Source organism: Pseudomonas sp. BT-42-2, from assembly GCF_025847435.2.
Classification (GTDB): domain Bacteria; phylum Pseudomonadota; class Gammaproteobacteria; order Pseudomonadales; family Pseudomonadaceae; genus Aquipseudomonas; species Aquipseudomonas urmiensis.
The window spans coordinates 375,917-395,690 of sequence record NZ_JAOYTM010000007.1 but is presented as its reverse complement, the minus strand read 5'-3'; the positions used below and the strand labels follow the sequence as shown (position 1 = coordinate 395,690).

At 63.5% G+C, this 19,774-nt stretch carries 17 protein-coding genes; 12 read left to right on the top strand and 5 right to left on the bottom strand.

The window, feature by feature from the left end:
* The first annotated feature begins 446 nt into the window (after positions 1 to 446).
* Positions 447 to 764 carry a hypothetical protein gene (locus tag OIU19_RS08470; RefSeq protein WP_264234642.1) on the top strand — a complete coding sequence of 106 codons (318 nt, stop codon included), beginning with the start codon at positions 447 to 449 and terminating at the stop codon, positions 762 to 764.
* A 149-nt stretch (positions 765 to 913) separates the two neighbouring features.
* On the opposite strand, the gene OIU19_RS08465 is transcribed toward OIU19_RS08470, so the two are convergent.
* Positions 914 to 1,846 carry a LysR family transcriptional regulator gene (locus OIU19_RS08465; RefSeq protein ID WP_264234641.1) on the bottom strand — a complete coding sequence of 311 codons (933 nt, stop codon included), beginning with the start codon at positions 1,844 to 1,846 and terminating at the stop codon, positions 914 to 916.
* Between the two features lie 120 nt (positions 1,847 to 1,966).
* Here OIU19_RS08465 and OIU19_RS08460 point away from each other — a divergent pair, with 120 nt between their 5' ends.
* The gene (locus OIU19_RS08460; RefSeq protein WP_264234640.1) at positions 1,967 to 2,236 is read left to right on the top strand and encodes a DUF2790 domain-containing protein; all 270 of its coding nucleotides are present in this window, start codon (positions 1,967 to 1,969) and stop codon (positions 2,234 to 2,236) included.
* A gap of 22 nt (positions 2,237 to 2,258) precedes the next feature.
* Here the strand turns inward: OIU19_RS08460 and OIU19_RS08455 are convergent, their stop codons facing one another.
* Complete coding sequence (locus OIU19_RS08455) at positions 2,259 to 2,951, bottom strand: class I SAM-dependent methyltransferase (protein ID WP_264234654.1); 693 nt, start codon at positions 2,949 to 2,951, stop codon at positions 2,259 to 2,261.
* Between the two features lie 176 nt (positions 2,952 to 3,127).
* Between OIU19_RS08455 and OIU19_RS08450 the strand changes: the two genes are divergently transcribed.
* From OIU19_RS08450 to OIU19_RS08430, 5 genes are all read left to right on the top strand, one after another.
* Complete coding sequence (locus tag OIU19_RS08450; RefSeq protein WP_264234639.1) at positions 3,128 to 3,508, top strand: RidA family protein; 381 nt, start codon at positions 3,128 to 3,130, stop codon at positions 3,506 to 3,508.
* Positions 3,509 to 3,640: 132 nt separating this feature from the next.
* Positions 3,641 to 5,725 carry a TonB-dependent receptor gene (locus OIU19_RS08445; protein WP_264234638.1) on the top strand — a complete coding sequence of 695 codons (2,085 nt, stop codon included), beginning with the start codon at positions 3,641 to 3,643 and terminating at the stop codon, positions 5,723 to 5,725.
* 219 nt (positions 5,726 to 5,944) lie between these two features.
* Positions 5,945 to 6,676 (top strand): DUF6708 domain-containing protein, encoded by a 732-nt coding sequence (locus OIU19_RS08440; RefSeq protein ID WP_264234637.1) that lies wholly within the window; start codon positions 5,945 to 5,947, stop codon positions 6,674 to 6,676.
* 131 nt (positions 6,677 to 6,807) lie between these two features.
* Complete coding sequence (locus tag OIU19_RS08435; protein WP_186553245.1) at positions 6,808 to 8,808, top strand: U32 family peptidase; 2,001 nt, start codon at positions 6,808 to 6,810, stop codon at positions 8,806 to 8,808.
* Positions 8,809 to 9,074: 266 nt separating this feature from the next.
* Positions 9,075 to 11,195, top strand: a complete 2,121-nt coding sequence (locus tag OIU19_RS08430) for a TonB-dependent siderophore receptor (protein ID WP_264234636.1) — start codon at positions 9,075 to 9,077, stop codon at positions 11,193 to 11,195.
* 87 nt (positions 11,196 to 11,282) lie between these two features.
* Here the strand turns inward: OIU19_RS08430 and OIU19_RS08425 are convergent, their stop codons facing one another.
* The gene (locus tag OIU19_RS08425) at positions 11,283 to 12,194 is read right to left on the bottom strand and encodes a polyprenyl synthetase family protein (protein ID WP_264234635.1); all 912 of its coding nucleotides are present in this window, start codon (positions 12,192 to 12,194) and stop codon (positions 11,283 to 11,285) included.
* A gap of 183 nt (positions 12,195 to 12,377) precedes the next feature.
* On the opposite strand from OIU19_RS08425, the gene fni reads away from it, so the two are divergent.
* Genes fni through OIU19_RS08400 form a run of 5 tightly spaced genes read left to right on the top strand, consistent with a single transcriptional unit; the run spans position 12,378 to position 18,328 of the window.
* Positions 12,378 to 13,424, top strand: a complete 1,047-nt coding sequence (fni, locus tag OIU19_RS08420) for a type 2 isopentenyl-diphosphate Delta-isomerase (RefSeq protein ID WP_264234634.1) — start codon at positions 12,378 to 12,380, stop codon at positions 13,422 to 13,424.
* The gene (locus OIU19_RS08415; protein ID WP_264234633.1) at positions 13,421 to 14,695 is read left to right on the top strand and encodes a glycosyltransferase; all 1,275 of its coding nucleotides are present in this window, start codon (positions 13,421 to 13,423) and stop codon (positions 14,693 to 14,695) included. The genes fni and OIU19_RS08415 overlap by 4 nt, the downstream gene beginning before the upstream one ends.
* Positions 14,692 to 15,858 (top strand): lycopene beta-cyclase CrtY, encoded by a 1,167-nt coding sequence (gene crtY, locus OIU19_RS08410; RefSeq protein ID WP_264234632.1) that lies wholly within the window; start codon positions 14,692 to 14,694, stop codon positions 15,856 to 15,858. Before OIU19_RS08415 ends, crtY begins: the two co-directional genes overlap by 4 nt.
* Positions 15,855 to 17,345, top strand: a complete 1,491-nt coding sequence (locus OIU19_RS08405) for a phytoene desaturase (protein WP_264234631.1) — start codon at positions 15,855 to 15,857, stop codon at positions 17,343 to 17,345. Before crtY ends, OIU19_RS08405 begins: the two co-directional genes overlap by 4 nt.
* Complete coding sequence (locus OIU19_RS08400; RefSeq protein WP_264234630.1) at positions 17,342 to 18,328, top strand: phytoene/squalene synthase family protein; 987 nt, start codon at positions 17,342 to 17,344, stop codon at positions 18,326 to 18,328. Before OIU19_RS08405 ends, OIU19_RS08400 begins: the two co-directional genes overlap by 4 nt.
* Here OIU19_RS08400 and OIU19_RS08395 read toward each other — a convergent pair.
* Both OIU19_RS08395 and OIU19_RS08390 read right to left on the bottom strand, forming a co-directional pair.
* Positions 18,210 to 18,746 carry a sterol desaturase family protein gene (locus OIU19_RS08395; RefSeq protein ID WP_264234629.1) on the bottom strand — a complete coding sequence of 179 codons (537 nt, stop codon included), beginning with the start codon at positions 18,744 to 18,746 and terminating at the stop codon, positions 18,210 to 18,212. The genes OIU19_RS08400 and OIU19_RS08395 overlap by 119 nt on opposite strands.
* A gap of 168 nt (positions 18,747 to 18,914) precedes the next feature.
* Positions 18,915 to 19,751: a CsgG/HfaB family protein gene (locus tag OIU19_RS08390; RefSeq protein WP_264234628.1), complete on the bottom strand. Its 837-nt coding sequence runs from the start codon at positions 19,749 to 19,751 to the stop codon at positions 18,915 to 18,917.
* Positions 19,752 to 19,774: the final 23 nt, after the last annotated feature.

Sequence of the window (19,774 nt, the reverse complement as noted above, 5' to 3'; positions counted from 1 at the left end):
GTACCGCGCCGCTCTTGCGGTTGGCGGTGAGCAGGTGGGAGCGGGCTTGCCCGCGAAGAGGCCGGCACTGACGGCACAAAAATCCGAACCCAAAACCCCGACCGCACATCGCCTGCCGGGCACCCTCCCACAGGCCCACCGCCAACAGCTAGAGCGGCGCGGTACCTGTGGGAGCGGGCTTGCCCGCGAAGAGGCCGGCACTGACAGCACAAAAATCCGAACCCAAAACCCCGACCGCACATCGCCTGCTGGACACCCTCCCACAGGCCCACCGCCAACAGCTAGAGCGGCAGGGTACCTGTGGGAGCGGGCTTGCCCGCGAAGAGGCCGGCACTAACAGTACAAAAAGCCGAATCCTATAACCCCGACCGCCCGTCGCCTGCCGGGCACCCTGCCCCTCGCTGCGCAGCCGAAACCATGACGATCATCCTTACAGGAGACTCACCATGGTCCGCATTCGCCCTCTCCCACTGCTGCTTGCCCTGTGCTTAGGGCTGGCCTCCACCGCCGGCTTCGCCGCCAACGACCCTTACAGCAGCACGCCCAGCGCCGATCAATCTTCCGGCGATCACCCCAAAGGTGAAACCGCAGGTGACGGCAGCAGCGTCAACAGCCCAGGAGGCAAAGACAACGACAGCAGCGATACCGGCACCGACTCTGATGCCGCAGATGGCACCACTGGCGGCTCGAACAACACCGGCGAGGCCACCGGCACTGGTGCTGGCAGCTCTGGCGGGACCAGTGAAGACAGCGACAGCCGCTGAGCCTGACTTGGCTTAACTGCCGTGTTTCGACCTAGCCGCAGAAGACATGGCCATGACCATCGGCACCTATAGAGTCGGCGGTAAACCCCTCATCACCGGGCAAGTCGCAGCGTCAGTGCGCCGCTGCGACTTGTCCGGCGTTAGAACCCTCAGCGCCAGTACTGCGGATCATCCACCAGCTGCTCATTGGCCTTGAACATCACCGGCAACTGCTCCTTGAGCAAATCAAGCCAAGTGCGCACCTTGGCATCCAGATAATGGCGCGACGGATAGATTGCATAAATCTCCCGCTGGCGTAGCCGGTGCGGTGCCAGCACCCGGCACAAGCGCCCTTCTTCGATCGACTTGCTCGCCGAATAATACGGAATCAGCCCGATACCCATGCCTAGCTCAGTGGCCTGCAGCATCGCATCGGCCACATTGGTCAGGAAGGTGTCCTGCGGCAGGATGACGTAATTGTCCGGGGTCTGCTCGAACGCCCAGTCTTCCTCGAACAACGGATCGCCCATGCGCAAGCACACATGTTCATGCAGGTCTTGCGGGCGCTGCGGCACGCCATGGCGCGCCAGGTAGTCGGGCGAGGCACACAGAATGCTGTAGATGCTGCCCAACGGGATGGCGATCAGTTGCGAGTCTGGCAACCCACGGCCAACGGTGAGCACCACGTCATGACCTTCGTCCAGCGGATCGGGGTTGCGCTGGGACAGGGTCATCTCCATCACCACTTCCGGACACGCTGCCTTGTAGGCCGCCACCAGCGGCATCATCAACATGCCCAAGCCGTGGGTGGAGTGAAAGCGCAGCCGGCCACGCGGCGTGAGGTGGGCACCGCGGGCTTCATCCATGGCCTCTTCGGTGAGCAGCATGATCTGCCGCGAGCGCTCCAGAAAACGCTCCCCCGCCTCGCTCATGCGCAAGCGCCGGGTGGTGCGGTGCAGCAAGCGGGTTTGCAGCTGGTTCTCAAGCTCGGCGACGATGCGCGAGACCTGCGCCGCAGAAATATCCAACGCATTGGCAGCGGCAGCGAAACTGCCGCACTCCACCACCCGGGCAAAGGTTCGCATGGCATGCAGCATGTCCATGAAAGTCCGCTCCTTTCAGTCTTATTCGTACGTCCCAGGCAGGAATCTATCACGGGATAGCCCCTTTATTGTGTATCACCAACGAATACATCATTGGTAAAACGTCTCAAGGAGCCCGTCATGAAAGCCTCGATCGCCCTTTTTGCACTGTTCGCATCCCTTGCCTCGGTTGGCGCGTACGCAGACCCAGCTGCCAACCAACCCGTGGCCTCCAGTGCTCAGAACTACGAATACGGCATGCCGCTGGATGTGGCCAAGGTCATCTCCATCACCCCGGCCAGCAACATCGCCGATTGTCAGGTGGGCACTGCGCACATGGTCTATGTCGACCATCAAGGCCAGCGGCGTGAGGTCAACTACCGGGAAATGGGCAACTGCTCGCAGATGTAACTGGCCTGCCGCCGATGCTCAATCACCCCAGCACCTGGGTAATCCACGCAACCTGCTTGGAAAACTCCCGCGCCTTGTCCTGCGGGACCTCCTGGGCATGTTCGAAGTGCGCCAAGGTCTGCTGGCGCTGACGTAGCACCCGCCGCCACTTGGCCAGAAACGCTTCACTGCGCGCTTGCAGCAGACGCGGCCCGAAGAACAGTTGCTCAGCACTGTAGACACTGCCCGCGCCGGGCACGGCCACGATGATCTCGTAATCGAAGCGATTTTCTCGCAGCAGCTCCTCCTGCTCGATCTGGTACCCGTTTTCCATCAGCCAGGTGCGCAGCTCGCGCTCGCCGCCATTGGGCTGGAAGATCAGCCGCTCCTCGCCGCTGAGGTGATGCTTGCCACGCTGAAGAATCTCGCACATGGTCTCGCCCCCCATGCCGCAGATGCTCACCGTGGTGATCCGATCAGCAGGCTCGATGGCTGCCAGGCCATCGGCCAAGCGCACGCTGACCTGCTGCTCAAGGCCATGCTTGCGCACCTTGCGTTGCGCGGAATGAAACGGCGTCAGCGCCACCTCCCCGGCCACCGCGTGCTCGATGCGCCCGCGCAGCATCAGCGCTACTGGCAGGTAACCGTGGTCCGAGCCGATATCGGCCAGCCGCGCGCCGGCGGGCACATGCGCCGCCACACGTTCCAGGCGCATCGACAATGTCTGTACGTTCAAGCTTTGATCCTTCTGCACGACCGACACAGCGCGCTCGGCCAAATGGCCGCGATTCTGCCGGTCAATGCCGCGCATTTCAATTTCCCTGGCTGAGCGGACATGCCCAGGCGGCTCGACCGACCGGTTTCGCTCAAGTAGGCTTGCGCCTTTCCTTCCGTTGCAAGGCAAGCATTCCCATGGCAAACGCAGATATCACCTACATTCCAGATCCGGATCCAGAGTCGATTTCCTCGGACGTTACCGGCTTCGGCAACCTGCTGGTGAGCACCCAGATCCCCACCCGTGCCGACGGCAGCCTGGAATTGGGCGGCATCGTCGAGCAAAGCGAATGCACCCTGCAAGCGCTCAAGGTGGCCCTGGAACGTGCCGGTAGCTCGATCGATCGGGTACTGCACCTGACCATCTACCTCACCGACATGGCTGATCGCCCGGCGTTCAACGAGGTCTACCAGCGTTTCTTCAGCAAGCCGTGGCCGGTGCGCGCAGCAGTGGGCGTCGCTTCGCTGGCAGTGGAAGGCATGCGCGTGGAAGTGACTGCGATGGCGGCCAAGGGCTGATTGGTTTGTCGCCAGTGCCGGCGCTATCGCGGGGCAAGCCCGCTCCCACGGTGCGTAGCCTTTGCCGGATTGCCCCCGATAGCGCCGGTACCGGCAACCAGGATATTCAATAGCTACACAGCAGGAAGCCCCATGCCTCGCCACCTCTACCTCTTGCTCCCGAGCCTCGGCCTTTGCTCTCTGGCTCACGCAGCGTCGCCCACTGCCTTCACCCTGCTCGAACCGATGGTGGTCACCGGCACCTATGCCCCCAACCCCAGCTTCGACCTGCCCTACTCCATCGACACCGTGGAGCGCGGGCAGATTGCCGACGGCCAACTCGGGGTGAATCTGTCCGAAGCGCTTAACCGCGTCCCTGGCCTGGTGGTGCAGAACCGCCAGAACTACGCCCAGGACCTGCAGATTTCTTCCCGCGGCTACGGCGCACGTTCTGCGTTCGGCATCCGCGGGATCAAGCTGCTCAGCGACGGCATCCCGGCCAGCACACCCGATGGCCAGGGCCAGGCGGCGTCGCTCAACCTCGACGTCGCCGAGCGCATCGAAGTACTGCGCGGCCCGGCCTCGGCGATCTACGGCAGTAACGCCGGCGGGGTGATCCAGATGTTCTCCCGCGACGGCGCCGGGCCGCCCAAGGTTGGCCTCGAAACCACCGTCGGCAGCGACGGTTTCAACAAGAATCACCTGTACGGCGAAGGCGGCAACGACCAGGCCGGGTTCGTCCTCGACGCCTCGCGCCTGGACACCGACGGCTACCGCGACCACAGCGCCGCGCGCCGTGACCAGACCTTTGCCAAGGTGCATGTGCGCCCCGATGACGACAGCCGCCTGGCGCTGATCTTCAGCAGCCTGGAACAGAATGGCACCCAGGATCCACTCGGCCAGACCTGGGAGGCCTACAAGCACGATCCGCGTTCGGTCAGCAACCGGGCCGAGCAATACGACACGCGCAAAAGCATTCACCATCAACAAGTGGGCATGAACTACGAACGCTCGTTCGGCGAGGCTACCCTGCAGTTCAATCTGTATGCCGGCAAACGCAGCGTGATTCAATACCTGTCGATCCCCAAAGGCACCCCGGCGAACAATCGCGGCGGCGGCGTGGTCGACTTCGACCGCGAGTTCCACGGCGGCACCCTGCGCTGGATCCAGCCCGTCGATGTCGCCTTCGGCGCCCTGACCCTGACCGCCGGGGCCGACTACGACCGTAGTCGCGACGACCGCCGTGGCTACCAGAATTTCAGCGGCGACGCCTTGGGCGTCAAAGGCGAACTGCGCCGCGATGAACAGGACACCGCCACCAGCCTCGACCCATACCTGCAAGCCCATTGGGAGTTGGAGCGCTGGACTGTCGACGCTGGCGTGCGCCATAGCAGCATGGAGATGGAGGTCAATGACCATTTCCTCAGCAACGGCGACGCCAGCGGTTCGAAGAAATACCAACGCACCACCCCGACCTTGTCGGTGATGTATGCCTTTACCCCTGACCTGCACGGCTACATCAGTGCAGGCAAAGCGTTCGAAACGCCTACCCAGGCGGAAATGGCCTATGCGCCAGGCTCGGTGGAAGGCTTTAACTTCGGCTTGAAGCCCTCCACCAGCACCCAGTACGAGCTGGGCCTCAAGGCTCGACCTGACGAACAAACCCGCATCAATGTCGCGGTGTTCGAGATCCACACCCGTGACGAGATCGTGGTCGACAGCTCCAAAGACGGCCGCACCAGCTACCACAATGCCGGCAAAACCCTGCGCCGCGGCCTGGAGCTGGGCATCCAGCGTGAACTGAGCGAGCAATGGCAGGCCAACCTTGCCTACACCCTGCTCGACGCCACCTATGACGAAGCGTTCAGCCAGGGCAGCAACACCATCGATAAAGGTAACCACCTACCGGGCGTGCCGCGCAGCAGCGTATTCGGCGAGCTGGTATGGAAACCGCGTGCCGGTATCAGCATGGGGCTTGAGGGGCAGTACCGCAGCAAGGTCTATGTCGAGGACACCAATGACCAGCACGCGGCTCCCAGTTATGCGGTGTTCAACTGGCGGACCCGCCTTGAGCAACAGTTCGGGCCGTGGACCTTCCATCAACTGGTGCGCCTGGACAACCTGCTCGATCGTCAGTACGTCGGCTCGGTGATCGTTGGCGATGGCAATGGCCGCTATTACGAAGCCGCGCCGGGGCGCTCGTGGTATGCCGGAGCTGGGTTGGAGTATCAGTTCTAAGCGATTGTGCTCTGGGTCTGGGCCGCCCCAGAGCTGCTCCATCGCTCCCTAGCTCATCACCCGCTGGGCTGATCCAGCTCATGCCATCAGCCCCCACTCATCCCCCGCCCCTCCCTTCGCCTTAAGCCCTCCGCGGCGCAATCACAGAAAGTTCCTACGCAGTTTCGTCGCCCTCTAGGATGGAAGTACGACCTACCTAGATCCAATGAAACGCCAACTTTGCGCATTGATACGGATGCTTTAAAGCTCTCGCCCAACCATGTCAACCTCGTCTATCTCGAGCTACCCAGATCAACATTGAGAATGAGAGGTAAAGGGATTATTGGCGGTAGTTTCATGCTTCTCTACCTCACAGCCACATTGTTATTCATCGCTTATATTCTCCTTATAGACACATTCGAACCAGGCTTCGCTCTCATATGTATTGGAGGCGGCGCCATCCTTTACTGGCTAATTATCCCTACCATACGAATGGACATTCAACTCCCCCGCGACGAACCCATCCGCTTCAACCGGCTACGCCGCAAAGTCTATTTCTACCAATACCACTTTGACCGATTCCACCTATTCAGCCGACAACGCTGGGGTATACGCCCGGTTGTCTACGACTGGGATGACCTGGTCGCCGAAGCCTGCAGCGTATACGCACCGATGGGTAATGGCGGTCTAATCGAAAACGTCGTGATTTCGGTGATCAAACCCGGCACCGAAGAAGTAATCGACCGCCTGTTTTTCACCCACGATATCGAGCAAGGAAAGCAGTACTGGGCACTTGCCCAGCTGTTCATGCAACAAGGCCCACAGGCCCTGCCCGAGTTCGTCCACCCTCCCCGAGACTGGAACGATGATTCGCAGTTGAGCCCGATTCACTGCATCGCCCCAAGGGTTCAATGGCCGACAGCGATCGATATTGAGTCGCGCACAGCGCCAGCTGCTGAAGACAGACTGTAGCCATTACAGCGACAGACCTTTCCAACAACAGGGCCGGTCACAGCGCCCCACCGGGCAGCCCAAGGGTGCCGCCAAGCCATTTCACCGCTACAATGCGCGCCTAAACCGTGACAGCCCGAAAATATAACGACATGTCCCTGCCAAAGAATCACCTGGAACTGCTCAGCCCTGCCCGCGACGTGGCGATTGCCCGCGAGGCCATCCTGCACGGCGCTGATGCCATCTACATCGGCGGCCCTAGCTTCGGCGCGCGCCACAATGCCTGCAACGAAGTCGGCGAGATCGCCGAGCTGGTGGAGTTCGCCCGGCGTTACCATGCGCGGGTGTTCACTACCATCAACACCATCCTTCACGACAACGAACTGGAACCTGCGCGCAAGCTGATCCATCAGCTGTACGACGCCGGGGTCGATGCGTTGATCGTCCAGGATCTGGGGGTGATGGAGCTGGACATCCCGCCGATCGAGCTGCACGCCAGCACCCAGACCGACATCCGCACCCTGGCGCGGGCCAAGTTTCTCGACCAGGCCGGTTTCTCCCAGCTGGTTCTGGCCCGTGAGCTGAACCTGCAAGAAATCCGCACCATCGCCAGCGAAACCGATGCAGCCATCGAGTTCTTCATCCATGGTGCCCTGTGCGTGGCCTTCTCCGGCCAGTGCAACATCTCCCACGCCCAGACCGGGCGCAGCGCCAACCGTGGCGATTGCTCGCAAGCCTGCCGCCTGCCCTATACCCTCAAGGATGATCAGGGCCGAGTAGTGGCGTTCGAGAAGCACCTGCTGTCGATGAAGGACAACAACCAGACCGCCAACCTGCGCGACCTGGTCGACGCGGGCGTGCGCTCGTTCAAGATCGAGGGCCGCTACAAGGACATGGCCTACGTCAAGAACATCACCGCTCACTACCGCAAGGAGCTCGATGCGATCCTGGAAGACCGCCCGGCCCTGGCCCGCGCCTCCAGCGGCCGCACCGAGCACTTCTTCCTGCCCGATCCGGACAAGACCTTCCACCGCGGCAGCACCGACTATTTTGTCAGCGAACGCAAGATCGATATCGGTGCCTTCGACTCGCCTACCTTCACTGGCCTGCACGTGGGCGTGGTGGAAAAGGTCGGCAAGCGCGACCTGCAAGTGGTCACTGAAGTGCCGCTGAGCAATGGCGATGGCCTTAATGTGCTGGTCAAGCGCGAAGTGGTGGGCTTCCGCGCCAACATCGCCGAGCCCAAGGGCGAGTTCGAGGAAGATGGCCAGAAGCGTTACCGCTACCGCGTCGAGCCCAACGAGATGCCTGACGGCATGCACCGCCTGCGCCCCAATCACCCGCTGTCGCGCAACCTCGATCACAACTGGCAGCTGGCGCTGCAGCGCACCTCCGCTGAGCGCCGCGTGGGCGTGGCGTGGAAAGCACAGCTGCGCCAAGCGCGCCTGGAGCTGAACGCGACCAGTGAGGAAGGCGTCAGCGTCAGCGTTGCACTGGATGGCCCGTTTGGCGAGGCCAACAAGCCGCAGCAGGCACTAGAGCAATTGCATGACCTGCTCGGCCAGCTGGGTACCACCCAGTACCACGCCACTGCCATCGAGCTGGATGCGCCGCAGGCGTTCTTCATCCCCAACTCACAGCTCAAAGCCCTGCGCCGCGAGGCGATCGAGGCGCTGACCGCAGCACGGGTCAAGGCTCACCCTCGTGGCGGGCGTAAAGCCGAGACCACTCCGCCGCCGGTGTATCCGGAGTCGCACCTGTCGTTCTTGGCCAACGTCTACAACCAGAAGGCCCGCGACTTCTACCATCGCCATGGCGTGCAGTTGATCGACGCGGCGTACGAGGCCCACGAGGAACACGGCGAAGTACCGGTGATGATCACCAAGCACTGCCTGCGCTTCTCCTTCAACTTGTGCCCCAAGCAGGCCAAGGGCGTGACTGGCGTGCGGACCAAGGTAGCACCGATGCAGCTGATTCAGGGCGATGAAGTGCTGACCCTGAAGTTCGACTGCAAGCCCTGCGAGATGCATGTAGTGGGCAAGATGAAGTCGCACATCATCGATCTGCCGACCCCAGGTAGTGGTGTGGCTCAGGTGGTTGGGCATATCAGCCCGGAAGACCTGCTCAAGACCATCGTGCGCGCGCCGCACTGATTGCTGCGCTGGCAGCGCGGACCTCATCGCGAGGCAAGCCCCAGCACCACCAAGCACAACCCAAGCCTGCACAAGCAGCCGCACAGGCCCCGGACACATCGTCCAGGGGCCTGTGCGGCTGCATTGAGCCCATTTTGTCTCATTTGATATTCGCTATGTGACCGGACGTGGAATTTGGTACGACGGTACACCAAATACCACTGTAAATGATAATTGCTACCAGATATGATCCGGGCCCTCTCCCACCCCCAAGGATCGTATCGTCCATGCGTCGTGCGTTCGTTTCACTCTGCCTTCTCAATGCAGTTTCCCCAGCGGTCCTGGCTGAATCGGCAGCCGCCCAGCCGGTTGAGCTGCAAGCGGTCAATATCGATGCGGCCAGCGAGCGCGAACGTGCCGATGGGCCGGTGGTTGGCTACCGGGCCACGCGCTCGGCGAGTGCGACGCGCACCGACACCGCGCTGCATGAGACGCCGCAGTCGATCAGCGTGGTGCCCCGCGATGTCCTTGAAGACACCGCAGCCACCCGCTTGCAGGATGCCCTGGACTACGCTGGCGGCGTCGGTCGGGCAAACAATTTCGGTGGCCAGGGCCTGACCACCGTGACCGTGCGCGGCTTCACCACCGGTGAGTACTACCGCAACGGCTTCCCGATCAACCGCGGCTACCCGAACGCGCCCGATGCCAATACCGTCGAACGGCTGGAAGTGATCCGTGGTCCGGCCACCAGCCTGTACGGTCGCGGCGACCCTGGCGGCACCTTCAACGTGGTCAGCAAGCAACCGTTGGCCGAGCCCAGGGTGACCCTGGGCAGCCAGGTCGACGACCAAGGCATGCAGCGCGCCACCCTCGATGCCAGCGGGCCACTGAGCGAGGACGGCCGCCTGGCCTACCGGCTCAACGTGCTTGGCGAGGGCGGTGAAAGTTTCCGTGATGATGTCGACAGCGAGCGCTATGACGTTGCACCGGTGCTGAGCTGGCAAGTCAGCGATAGCACCAAGATCGTCTTCGAGGGCGATTTCATGCGCAACAACCACCCGCTCGACCGCGGGCTAACCCGCTATCCGACCCAGCGCGGCAGCGCCTCGCGTGATACCAACATCTGGGAGACAGGCAGCGACAACCTGCTGCACAACGACAACAACATGGCCCAGCTCCGTTTCGAGCATCTGCTCAACGACAACTGGACCCTGGCCGGCGGCATGCAGTGGCTGCACGGCACCCTCGAAGGCAATGCCGTCGAAGCCAATGCCTTGCAGGCCGATGGGCGCACCCTGGGGCGCAACTTCAACTACCGCAAACTGCAATGGAGTGACCGCGATTACCAGCTCAACCTCACCGGCCATTTCGACACCGCAGGTTTTGCCCACACCCTGCTGACCGGCATCGAGTACGAGGATTACCACTACCAATCGATCATCCAACGCTCGGCCGCAGGTGCCGGTGCCTACCCCATCGACCTGTTCGACCCGGTATTGGGCCAGCCCCGCCCGGCACTGAGCCGCACCACCACCCATGATCAGGAGCACCTCAAGACCTGGGCTGCGTTCATCCAGGACCAGGTAGCGCTAACCGAGCGCCTGAAGCTGTTGGCCGGGGTGCGTCTGGAGCGTTTCGAGCACGACTACGACAACTACCTGCCCAACACCCAGGGCTGGCAAGCGGCGGACAACGCAGTGACGCCGCGTTTTGGCGTGATCTATGACCTGACCGACAGCCTTGCCGTGTACGCCAACACCGCACGCTCGTTCAAGCCCAACAGCGGTGCCAGCCGCCAGGGTGATGGTTTCGACCCGGAGAAAGGCAAGTCGTATGAGTTGGGCGTCAAGTGGCAGGCCCTTGACCAACAACTGAGCATCGATGCGGCGGTGTACCACATCGTCAAACAGAACGTGCTGGCCAACGACCCGCAGGATGATGCCTACAAGGTTGCCGCAGGCGAAGTGCGCAGCCGTGGCCTGGACATCAATGTCGCCGGCAACCTCACCCCTGAGTGGCGGGTGATTGGCGGTTATGCCTATGTCGATGCCGAGGTCACCAAGGACACCAGCCTGCCCACCGGCACCCGCCTGGCCAACATTCCGCGCAACAGCTTCAGCCTGCTCAATACCTATGAGTTCCAGGATGGTCTGGCCAAAGGCCTGGGCTTGGGCGTGGGGGTCAAATACGTCGATGATCGCGCCGGCCAGACCCAGGCGCAGACTTACACCATGGCGCAGTACAGCGTGGTCGACCTGCTGAGCTTCTACCAGCTCAATGAGCATGTGCGGCTGAACCTGGATGTGAAGAACCTGTTCAACAAGGGCTATGACGAAGGGGCGTTCAACACCTACGTCTACCCGGGTGCGCCGCGCACGGTGCAGGCGGGGATTGCCTATACCTTTTGATAGTGGGGCCGCAAAGCGGCCCCAACATCTCGAGTGAACAGCATAAAGCGCCTGTAGGGCTTGTGTGCCCTTCGCGGGTGCAGCCCCTCAAGTTCGTCCTGTTTCAACACAACCAAACACCCGCCGCACCAGACTGGCCAAGGCCTGCTCGCCCATGAACGCCTGTTCAAGGCACCGCTCGGCACAGTGCAAATGCGCCAACAAACGCTCGCGGGTCGCGGTCTCGCCGCACACGGCGACCAGGGTCGATTTACCCGCATCCTTGCCCTGATCCTTGCCAGTGCCAGGGTCGTGATCGCGCAGGTCGTCATACAGCTGAAACGCCTGCCCCAGCTCACCGGCAAAATGCAGCAAGGCCTCACGCACCGCTTGCGGTGAGTCAGCAATCTCACACGCCATCTGCATGATCGCCGCAAACAGCACCCCGGTCTTCAGTCGGTTGGTCTCGGCGATCTGCTGCGCGCTACGTGGCTGGCTGCCTTCGCGCAAATCCTGCAGCTGGCCTTTGACCAAGCCTTGCGCACCAATCGCTTCGGCAAGGATCGACACCAGGCGAGTACGCGTCGCCGCCGGCAGGGTTTCGATCCCTGCGACCAGGCCGAACGCGCGCGAGAGCAAGGCGATGGCGGCAAGGATCGCCACGTCTTCGCCAAAGGCCAGGTGCAGCGTAGGCCGGCCTCGTCTGAGCGCTGCGTCGTCCATGCACGGCAGGTCATCCAGCACCAACGATGCGGCATGCACCATTTCCACCGCACAGCCCAGTTCCAGTGCCGCGCGTGGGCATGCCCCCAGGCCATCGGCACTGAGCAGGAGCATCAGCGGTCGCAGGCGCTTGCCCGGGGCCAAGGTGCTTGCGCGCATGGCCGCAGCCAGCAGGTCACGTTCCTGGCCTGCCGGCAGCAGCTCATCCAGCCGGGTCTGCAGCGCATGCTGCAAGGCGGCGATATGCCCAGTGAGGCCGGTGTCGGCGGCCGGGAGCGGTGGTGCGATGGTCGTCATCCTTGCCTCTTCTGCTCAGCGCGGCACCAGGGCCGCAGGTGAAATGGAACGACTGTCAGCAGTCGTGGCCTGACGCTATAGCGTTTTTTGAGCTTAGCTGTACAAAGCGGCTAACGTTGTACAACTTAACGTTAAGCAATGACCCCGCTTGCCCTTCAATGATTCCCAGGCACCGGAGCCGGCATGAAGAAAAGCTTCCTCAGTCAACGCAAGGACGACCACCTGGACATCGTGCTGGCGCCTGATCCGGCGCAGTTACGCCAGGATCCAGGCTGGTCGGCGATCCGCTTCGAGCACTGCGCCCTGCCTGAACTGGCCCTGGACGAAATCGACCTAAGCAGCTCGCTGCTGGGCATCGCCCTGCGCGCGCCATTGCTGATCAGCTCGATGACCGGCGGTGCCGAGCGCGCCCGCTTCATCAACCAGCATCTGGCCGAGGCCGCGCAAGCACTGGGCATCGCCATGGGGGTCGGCTCGCAACGGGTCAGTTTGCGTAGCGGCCATGACCAAGGGCTGACCGGCGAGCTGCGCCGCTTGGCGCCGGATATCCCGTTGCTGGCCAACCTGGGCGCCGCCCAGTTGAGTGAGGCAGATGGCCTGGACCTGGCGCGCCGTGCCGTCGACAGCCTGCAAGCGGACGCGCTGATCATCCACCTCAATCCGTTACAGGAGGCGGTGCAGCCAGAGGGTGATCGCGACTGGCGCGGGGTGCTGGCACGGATCGCGGCGCTGACTGGCGAGTTGCCGGTGCCGGTGATCGTCAAGGAGGTCGGCGCCGGAATCTCGCCGACGGTGGCCCGCGCGCTGGTCGAAGCCGGGGTGCGCATGATCGATGTGGCCGGCGCCGGCGGCACCAGCTGGGCTGCGGTCGAGGCGCGCCGGGCGCAAACCGAGGCCGATCGCGCCGTAGCGATGGCCTTCGCCGATTGGGGCATCCCCACGGCGCAGTGCCTGCTAGCTGTACGCCGAGCCTTGCCAAATCTGCCGCTGATCGCCTCTGGGGGCATTGGTGATGGCATCGATGCAGCCAAGGCAATTCGCCTGGGCGCCGATCTGGTCGGACAGGCGGCTGGGGTGTTGCAGGCTGCCACCCAGTCCAGCGACGCGGTGGTGGAGCATTTCGATATTGTCCTGCGCCAGTTGCGCATTGCCTGTTTCTGTACCGGATCGCGCAATCTGCTCGAGCTGCGTCGGGCGCGGCTGCTGGGCAACCAGCTGGACCTGCCATGAGCCATTTCGCGGTGGTAGCGCCGCCCTACCCTAGCCATTTCAAAGCGCTGCAAGCGCTGGCCGGGACGTTGCTGCAGCGCGGCCACCAGGTGACGTTTTTTCATCAGTGCGACAGCCAGCGCTGGCTCGACGATGCGCGCATCGCCTTTTGCCCGGTAGGCCTGGACCAGCGGCCTGCCGGTAGCCTCGATCAGGCGCTCCAGCTGGCCGCCAATCCCAGCCCCCCCTGGCGTCTTCGCCGGCTGATCCGCCAGTTGGCAGAAACCAGCGCCCTGCTCTGCGCGCAGTTACCCGCGGCGCTGCAACAGCAGCGCATTGACGCGGTGCTCAGTGACCAGATGGAGCCGGCCGGTGCTTTGGTCGCCGAGGCGCTGCACTTGCCCATGGTATCGATTGCCTGCGCCTTGCCCATCAATCGTGAAGAGGGGGTGCCGTTGCCGGTCATGCCGTTCAAGTACGCCCACGACCCACGCAGCCAACGGCTGTATCAGGGCAGCACCGATGTGCATGACTGGCTGATGCGGCCATTGACCCAAGTGCTGGAAACTGCCGCACAGCGCCTCGGCTTGCCCACGCGCGGGGGCTTGCAAGATTACCTCTCGCCCTTGGCGCAGATCAGCCAGACCCTGGCCGGCTTCGACTTTCCGCGCCAGGCCTTGCCCGCGCATTTTCATGCCGTCGGCCCATTGCGCAACAGCGAACCACAGGCGCCTGGCGCTTGGCCGCTCGATCCGCGCAAACCCGTAGTGTTTGCCAGCTTGGGCACCTTGCAAGGTCACCGCTTCGGCCTGTTCGCGCGCATTGCCCGAGCCTGTCGCCTGCTCGATGTGCAACTGCTGATCGCCCATTGTGGCGGGCTCGATGTGCCGCAACAGGCGCGCTTGCTGCAAATGGGCGCTGCGGTGGTCACTGATTTTGCCCCGCAGCAGTGGGCGGTGCGCCGCGCCGACGTGGTGATCAGTCATGGCGGGCTGAACACGGTGATGGATGCGCTGGGGGCGGGGACGCCGCTGCTGGTATTACCGATCGCCTTCGATCAACCTGGGGTGGCGGCGCGCGTGGTTTATCACCACTTGGGCCTGGCGCTGTCACGGCGGGCCGGGGTCAGCGCGATTGCCGCAGCCTTGGCGCATCTGCTGGAGCAGCCGATGCCCGGCCTGGCGCCGCTGCAAGCCGAGCTGGCCCAGGCCGGCGGCGTTGGCTTGGCTGCCGATATCATCGAGACGGCCGTGCGTACCGGGCAGCCTGTGCTGGCGCAGGCTCCTTTATGAGCCATGACCTGATCCTGGCTGGCGGCGGCCTGGCCAATGGCCTGATCGCCTGGCGCCTGCGTCAGCTGCGACCCGAGCTGGATGTAGTGTGCCTGGAACAGCAAGACAGCCTTGGCGGCAACCATACTTGGTCGTTTCACCAGCACGACCTCGACCACCAGCAACAACAGTGGCTGCAGCCGCTAGTGGTCAAGCGCTGGCCGGCCTATCACGTGCACTTTCCACAGCTGTCCCGCAGGCTGCAAAGCGGCTATGCGAGCATCACCAGCGAGCGCTTTGCCCAGATCATCACGCCAGTGCTCGGGCCGGCCCTGCGTACCGGCTGCCAGATCCAGGCGCTGGGGCCCAGCCAGGTGCGCCTGGACACTGGCGAGCAGTTGCAGGCGCGGATTGTCATCGACGGTCGCGGCGCGCAGCCCAGCAGCCAGCGAATCTTGGCCCGGCAGGCGTTTCTCGGCCAGGTGCTGCGCCTACGCCAGCCACATGGCCTGCTGGCACCGATAGTGATGGATGCGCGCGTGGCCCAGGGCGCGGGCTATCGATTCGTCTATGTCCTGCCGTTCACTGCCGACACCCTGTTGGTTGAAGATACTCACTACGTCGAGCGTGACCCGCCCGCGCCCGAGCTGCTACGGGCCAACATTGCCGATTACCTGCAGGCACACGGCTGGGCAGTAGCGCAAGTGCTGCGCGAAGAACAGGGCGTGCTGCCGATTACCCTGGCCGGCGACTTCCCCCGCTGGTGGGCCGAGCAAGGCAATCAACCGCTGTCGGGGCTGCGTGCCGGGCTGTTTCATTGCACCACCGGTTATTCGCTGCCCGAAGCGGTGCGCCTGGCAGACTGGTTAGCGACCCAACCGCTCGATGAGGCCGCCCAGCTGACGCACAACCTCAAGCACTACCTGAGTGATCGCTGGCATGACCAAGGCTTCTACCGCCTGCTCAATCGCATGCTGTTCCTGGCCGGTCGGCCTGAACAGCGCTGGCAGGTGTTGCAGCGTTTCTATCAGCTTCCAGAGGCGCTGATCGCCCGTTTCTATGCTGGACAAAGCACCTGGCGCGACCGCCTGCGGCTGCTCTCGGGCAAGCCGCCGGTGCCGGTCGGGCAAGCCCTGCGCGCGGCACTGCGCCACTCACCCCGGCACTTCGAGGAGCCACAATGAGCCAAGCGAAAACAGCACTGGTTATCGGCGCAGGCCTGGGCGGCCTGGCCCTGGCCATTCGCCTGCAAGCCGCCGGGGTCAATACGACGCTGCTGGAAAAGCGTGACCAACCCGGTGGCCGCGCCTACGTCTACCACGACCAGGGTTTCACTTTCGATGCCGGGCCCACGGTGATCACCGACCCCACGGCGATCCAGGCGCTGTTCACCCTGGCCGGCAAGCCGATGGCCGATTATGTCGAGCTACTGCCCGTCAGCCCGTTCTATCGGCTGTGCTGGGAAGATGGCACCTGCTTTGACTATGGCAACGACCAGGATGAACTGGAGCGCCAGATCCATGCCTTGGATGCCGCTGACGTGGCTGGCTACCGGCGCTTTCTGGCCTACTCCAAGGCGGTGCTCGACGAGGGCTATGTCAAGCTCGGTGCGGTGCCGTTCCTGTCATTTCGCGACATGCTGCAGGCCGGTCCACAGCTGGCGCGGTTACAGGCTTGGCGCAGCGTGTATGCCATGGTGGCCCGCTTCGTGGGTAACGACAGGCTGCGTCAGGCCTTGTCGTTCCATGCCCTGCTGGTGGGCGGCAACCCGTTCGCTACCTCTTCGATCTACAGCCTGATCCATGCCCTGGAGCGGCAGTGGGGGGTGTGGTTTGCACGCGGTGGCACCGGCGCCCTGGTGCAGGGGCTGGTGAAACTGTTCCAAGACCTGGGCGGCACCTTGGAGTTGAATGCCGACGTCGCCGCTTTCGACGTCCAAGCTGGCCGCCTCACCGGTGCCCGCAGCCACGATGGTCGACACTGGCAGGCTGATGCCGTGGCCTCCAATGCCGATGTGGTACACACCTACGCCGAACTGCTCGGCGCGCATCCGCGTGGTCAGCAGGAGGGCCGACGGCTCAAGGGCAAACGCTTTAGCAACTCGCTGTTTGTCGTGCACTTTGGCCTGAACCGTCCGCAGCCACAGCTGCGCCATCACACCGTGTGCTTCGGGCCGCGCTATCAGGCGCTGATCGATGAAATTTTCAGCGGGCCGGGGCTGGCCGAGGACTTTTCGCTCTACCTGCATAGCCCCTGCGCCACCGACCCCAGCCTGGCGCCGCCGGGTTGCTCCAGTCACTACGTGCTGGCACCGGTGCCACACCTGGGCAACGCGCCGGTCGACTGGGAGCGGGAGGGCCCGCGCTACCGTGATCGGATCCTGGCCTATCTGCAGCGCTACTACATGCCGGGGCTGCGCGAGTCACTGGTGACCTGCCGCACCTTCAGCCCGCTGGATTTTCGTGACCAGCTCAATGCGCACGTGGGCTCGGCGTTTTCCCTGGAGCCGATCCTCACCCAGAGTGCCTGGTTCCGCCCGCATAATCGCGATGCGCAGTTGAGCAACTTGTATCTGGTGGGTGCCGGCACCCACCCTGGCGCGGGCGTGCCTGGGGTGATTGCCTCGGCCAAGGCCACCGCTGGGCTGATGCTGGAGGATCTGCACCGATGAGCCACGACCCCTTACTCGCCCACGCCGAACGCAGTATCGCCGTCGGCTCAAAGAGTTTCGCCGCCGCCGCGCGCTTGTTCGACGCCAACACCCGCCGCAGTGCGATGCTGCTATACGCCTGGTGTCGGCACTGCGACGATGTCATCGACGGCCAACAGGCCGGCCACGAGGCTAGCGTGCAAGCTCCAGCGCTGGCCCTGCAATGCCTGTTGGAGCTGCAAGTGCAGACCGACGCCGCCTGTCGCGATGCCCCGATCGAGCAGCCGGCATTCGCCGCCTTGCGTGAAGTTGCCAGGCAGCATGGCATCCCGCGCCAGGAGGCATTCGACCTGCTGGCCGGCTTCGCCCAGGACGTTGCCGGCGAGCATTACCGCAGCCTGGACGAGACATTGGGCTACTGCTACCACGTAGCCGGGGTGGTGGGCCTAATGATGGCGCGGGTGATGGGCGTGCGTGACCCGGCAGTGCTCGACCGCGCCTGCGACTTGGGCCTGGCCATGCAATTGACCAACATCGCCCGCGACATCGTCGCCGATGCCCAGGTCGGGCGCTGCTACCTGCCTGAGCAGTGGCTGGAGGAGCTCGCCATCCCTGGCGACAGGCTGACCGATAAGCGCTATCGCCGCAGGTTGGCGCAACTGGCGCAACGCCTGGTCGAACACGCCGAGCCTTACTACCTCAGTGCCCAAGCCGGGTTACCGGCACTGCCCTGGCGCTCGGCGTGGGCAGTGGCGACGGCGGCGCTGGTGTATCGGCAGATCGGGCTAAAGGTGCGCAAGGCAGGTGCCGATGCCTGGGATGGCCGGCTGTCGACTTCGAAATGGGAGAAACTGCGCGCTGTCGCTGGCGGCCTGTGGCGCGCCCTCAGTTGCCGCCTGCGTCGTTACCCAGCACGCGACCCTGGGCTGTGGGCGCGGCCTCACCCGACGCCCGCAGCGGCCCGCCATGACGCGCCCGCAACTGTGCCCGCAGACGGTCGATAGGCGGCGCGTAGAGAAAACCGAACGATACGCAGCCTTGCCTGCCCTGCACCGCATGGTGCATCAGGTGCGCCTGGTACAAGCGCTTGAGGTAGCCCCGGCGTGGCACCAGGCGCAGCGGCCAGCGGTGGTGCACCAGGCCATCGTGGGCGATGAAGTACAAGGCGCCATAGGCCGTCATGCCAGCGCCGATCCATTGCAGCGGATACCAGCCGAGGTTGCCCAGGGCGATCAGCACGATGGCCAGGCTGGCGAACACCAGCGCGTACAGATCGTTCTTTTCGAACCAGCCTTGGCGCGGCTCATGGTGCGAGCGATGCCAGGCCCAGCCGAAGCCATGCATGATGTACTTGTGGGCGAGGTAGGCCACCGCTTCCATGGCGGTGAGGGTCAGCAGGAAGATCAGCAGGCTGGTAAGCATGGCGGGTACTTCCAAAAAAGTCGGTTTGCACAGTCTGGCTGCTTTCTATGGAGTCTGCAGGTGATGACTTGTTCCTTTGCTGTATCAGTTCGGGCCTCATCGCGGGGCAAGCCCGCTCCCACGCCAGTCGGTATTGGGCTTTGCTCACGTGGGAGCGGGCTTGCCACCTCATTGCTCCTGGTACTGGCTCAGGTATTTGTCCACCGTCGCTTTGTCGCCGCTGCCTTCGACCTGCCACAGCCGCCGCTCGATACCCTGGGCCAGCAAATGCCCCACCGCCGCCTCGATCGCCGAGAGCACACACAGTTGGGCCGGCTCGTTGGTGGTGTAACCGACCTCGGCTTCGAGCAGCTTCTTGAACTCGATGAACTTGAACACCCCGGCGCTGCGGCCGACCGAGTAGATGGTCTTGCTGGTCATGACGTTGGCCAGCACCTGGCCGGTGCGCACGTCGACCGCGCGCAGGTTGACCGTGACCTGGTCGACCCGGTACTCACGGGAGATGTCGATACCCAGGTAGCGCGCCCCCTCGCCGCCGCTGCGCACGTTGGTGTCGTAGGCGATGATGCCGCCTTCGAGCATCAGGTTGGCGGCCTGCAGCGGTGGCAATTCGCTCTGGATGTTAGGCGCAACGTCTGGTTTTTTCTGCGAAGCGCGGATGATCTTGCGCTCGGTCAACAGGTTTTGCAGGCCTTCGCGCTCCAGCACCACGAACCAGCCACTGGCGCTCAGGGCGTCCATCAGCATGCTGGCCGCGCCCTGGGTGACGCTGGTGGAGAAAGAGCTGGCCGGAGTCGGTTTGTATTGCCCGGTCTGGTCGCGAAAGCCATAGACCACCGCCATCAGCCGGCCCTTGGGCCGGGGCATGTTGATCAGGTCGTAGTAGGTCGAGGCGCGCGGGGTCAGGGTGGGCGAATCGGTGTCCTGTTCGGCGGGCATCGGTTCGCGCAGGCCGCAGCCTTGCAAGGTGGCGAGGATCAGCAGTGTGCTCAGCAGACGTTTCATGGTCGTTCTCCCCTAAATGCTAG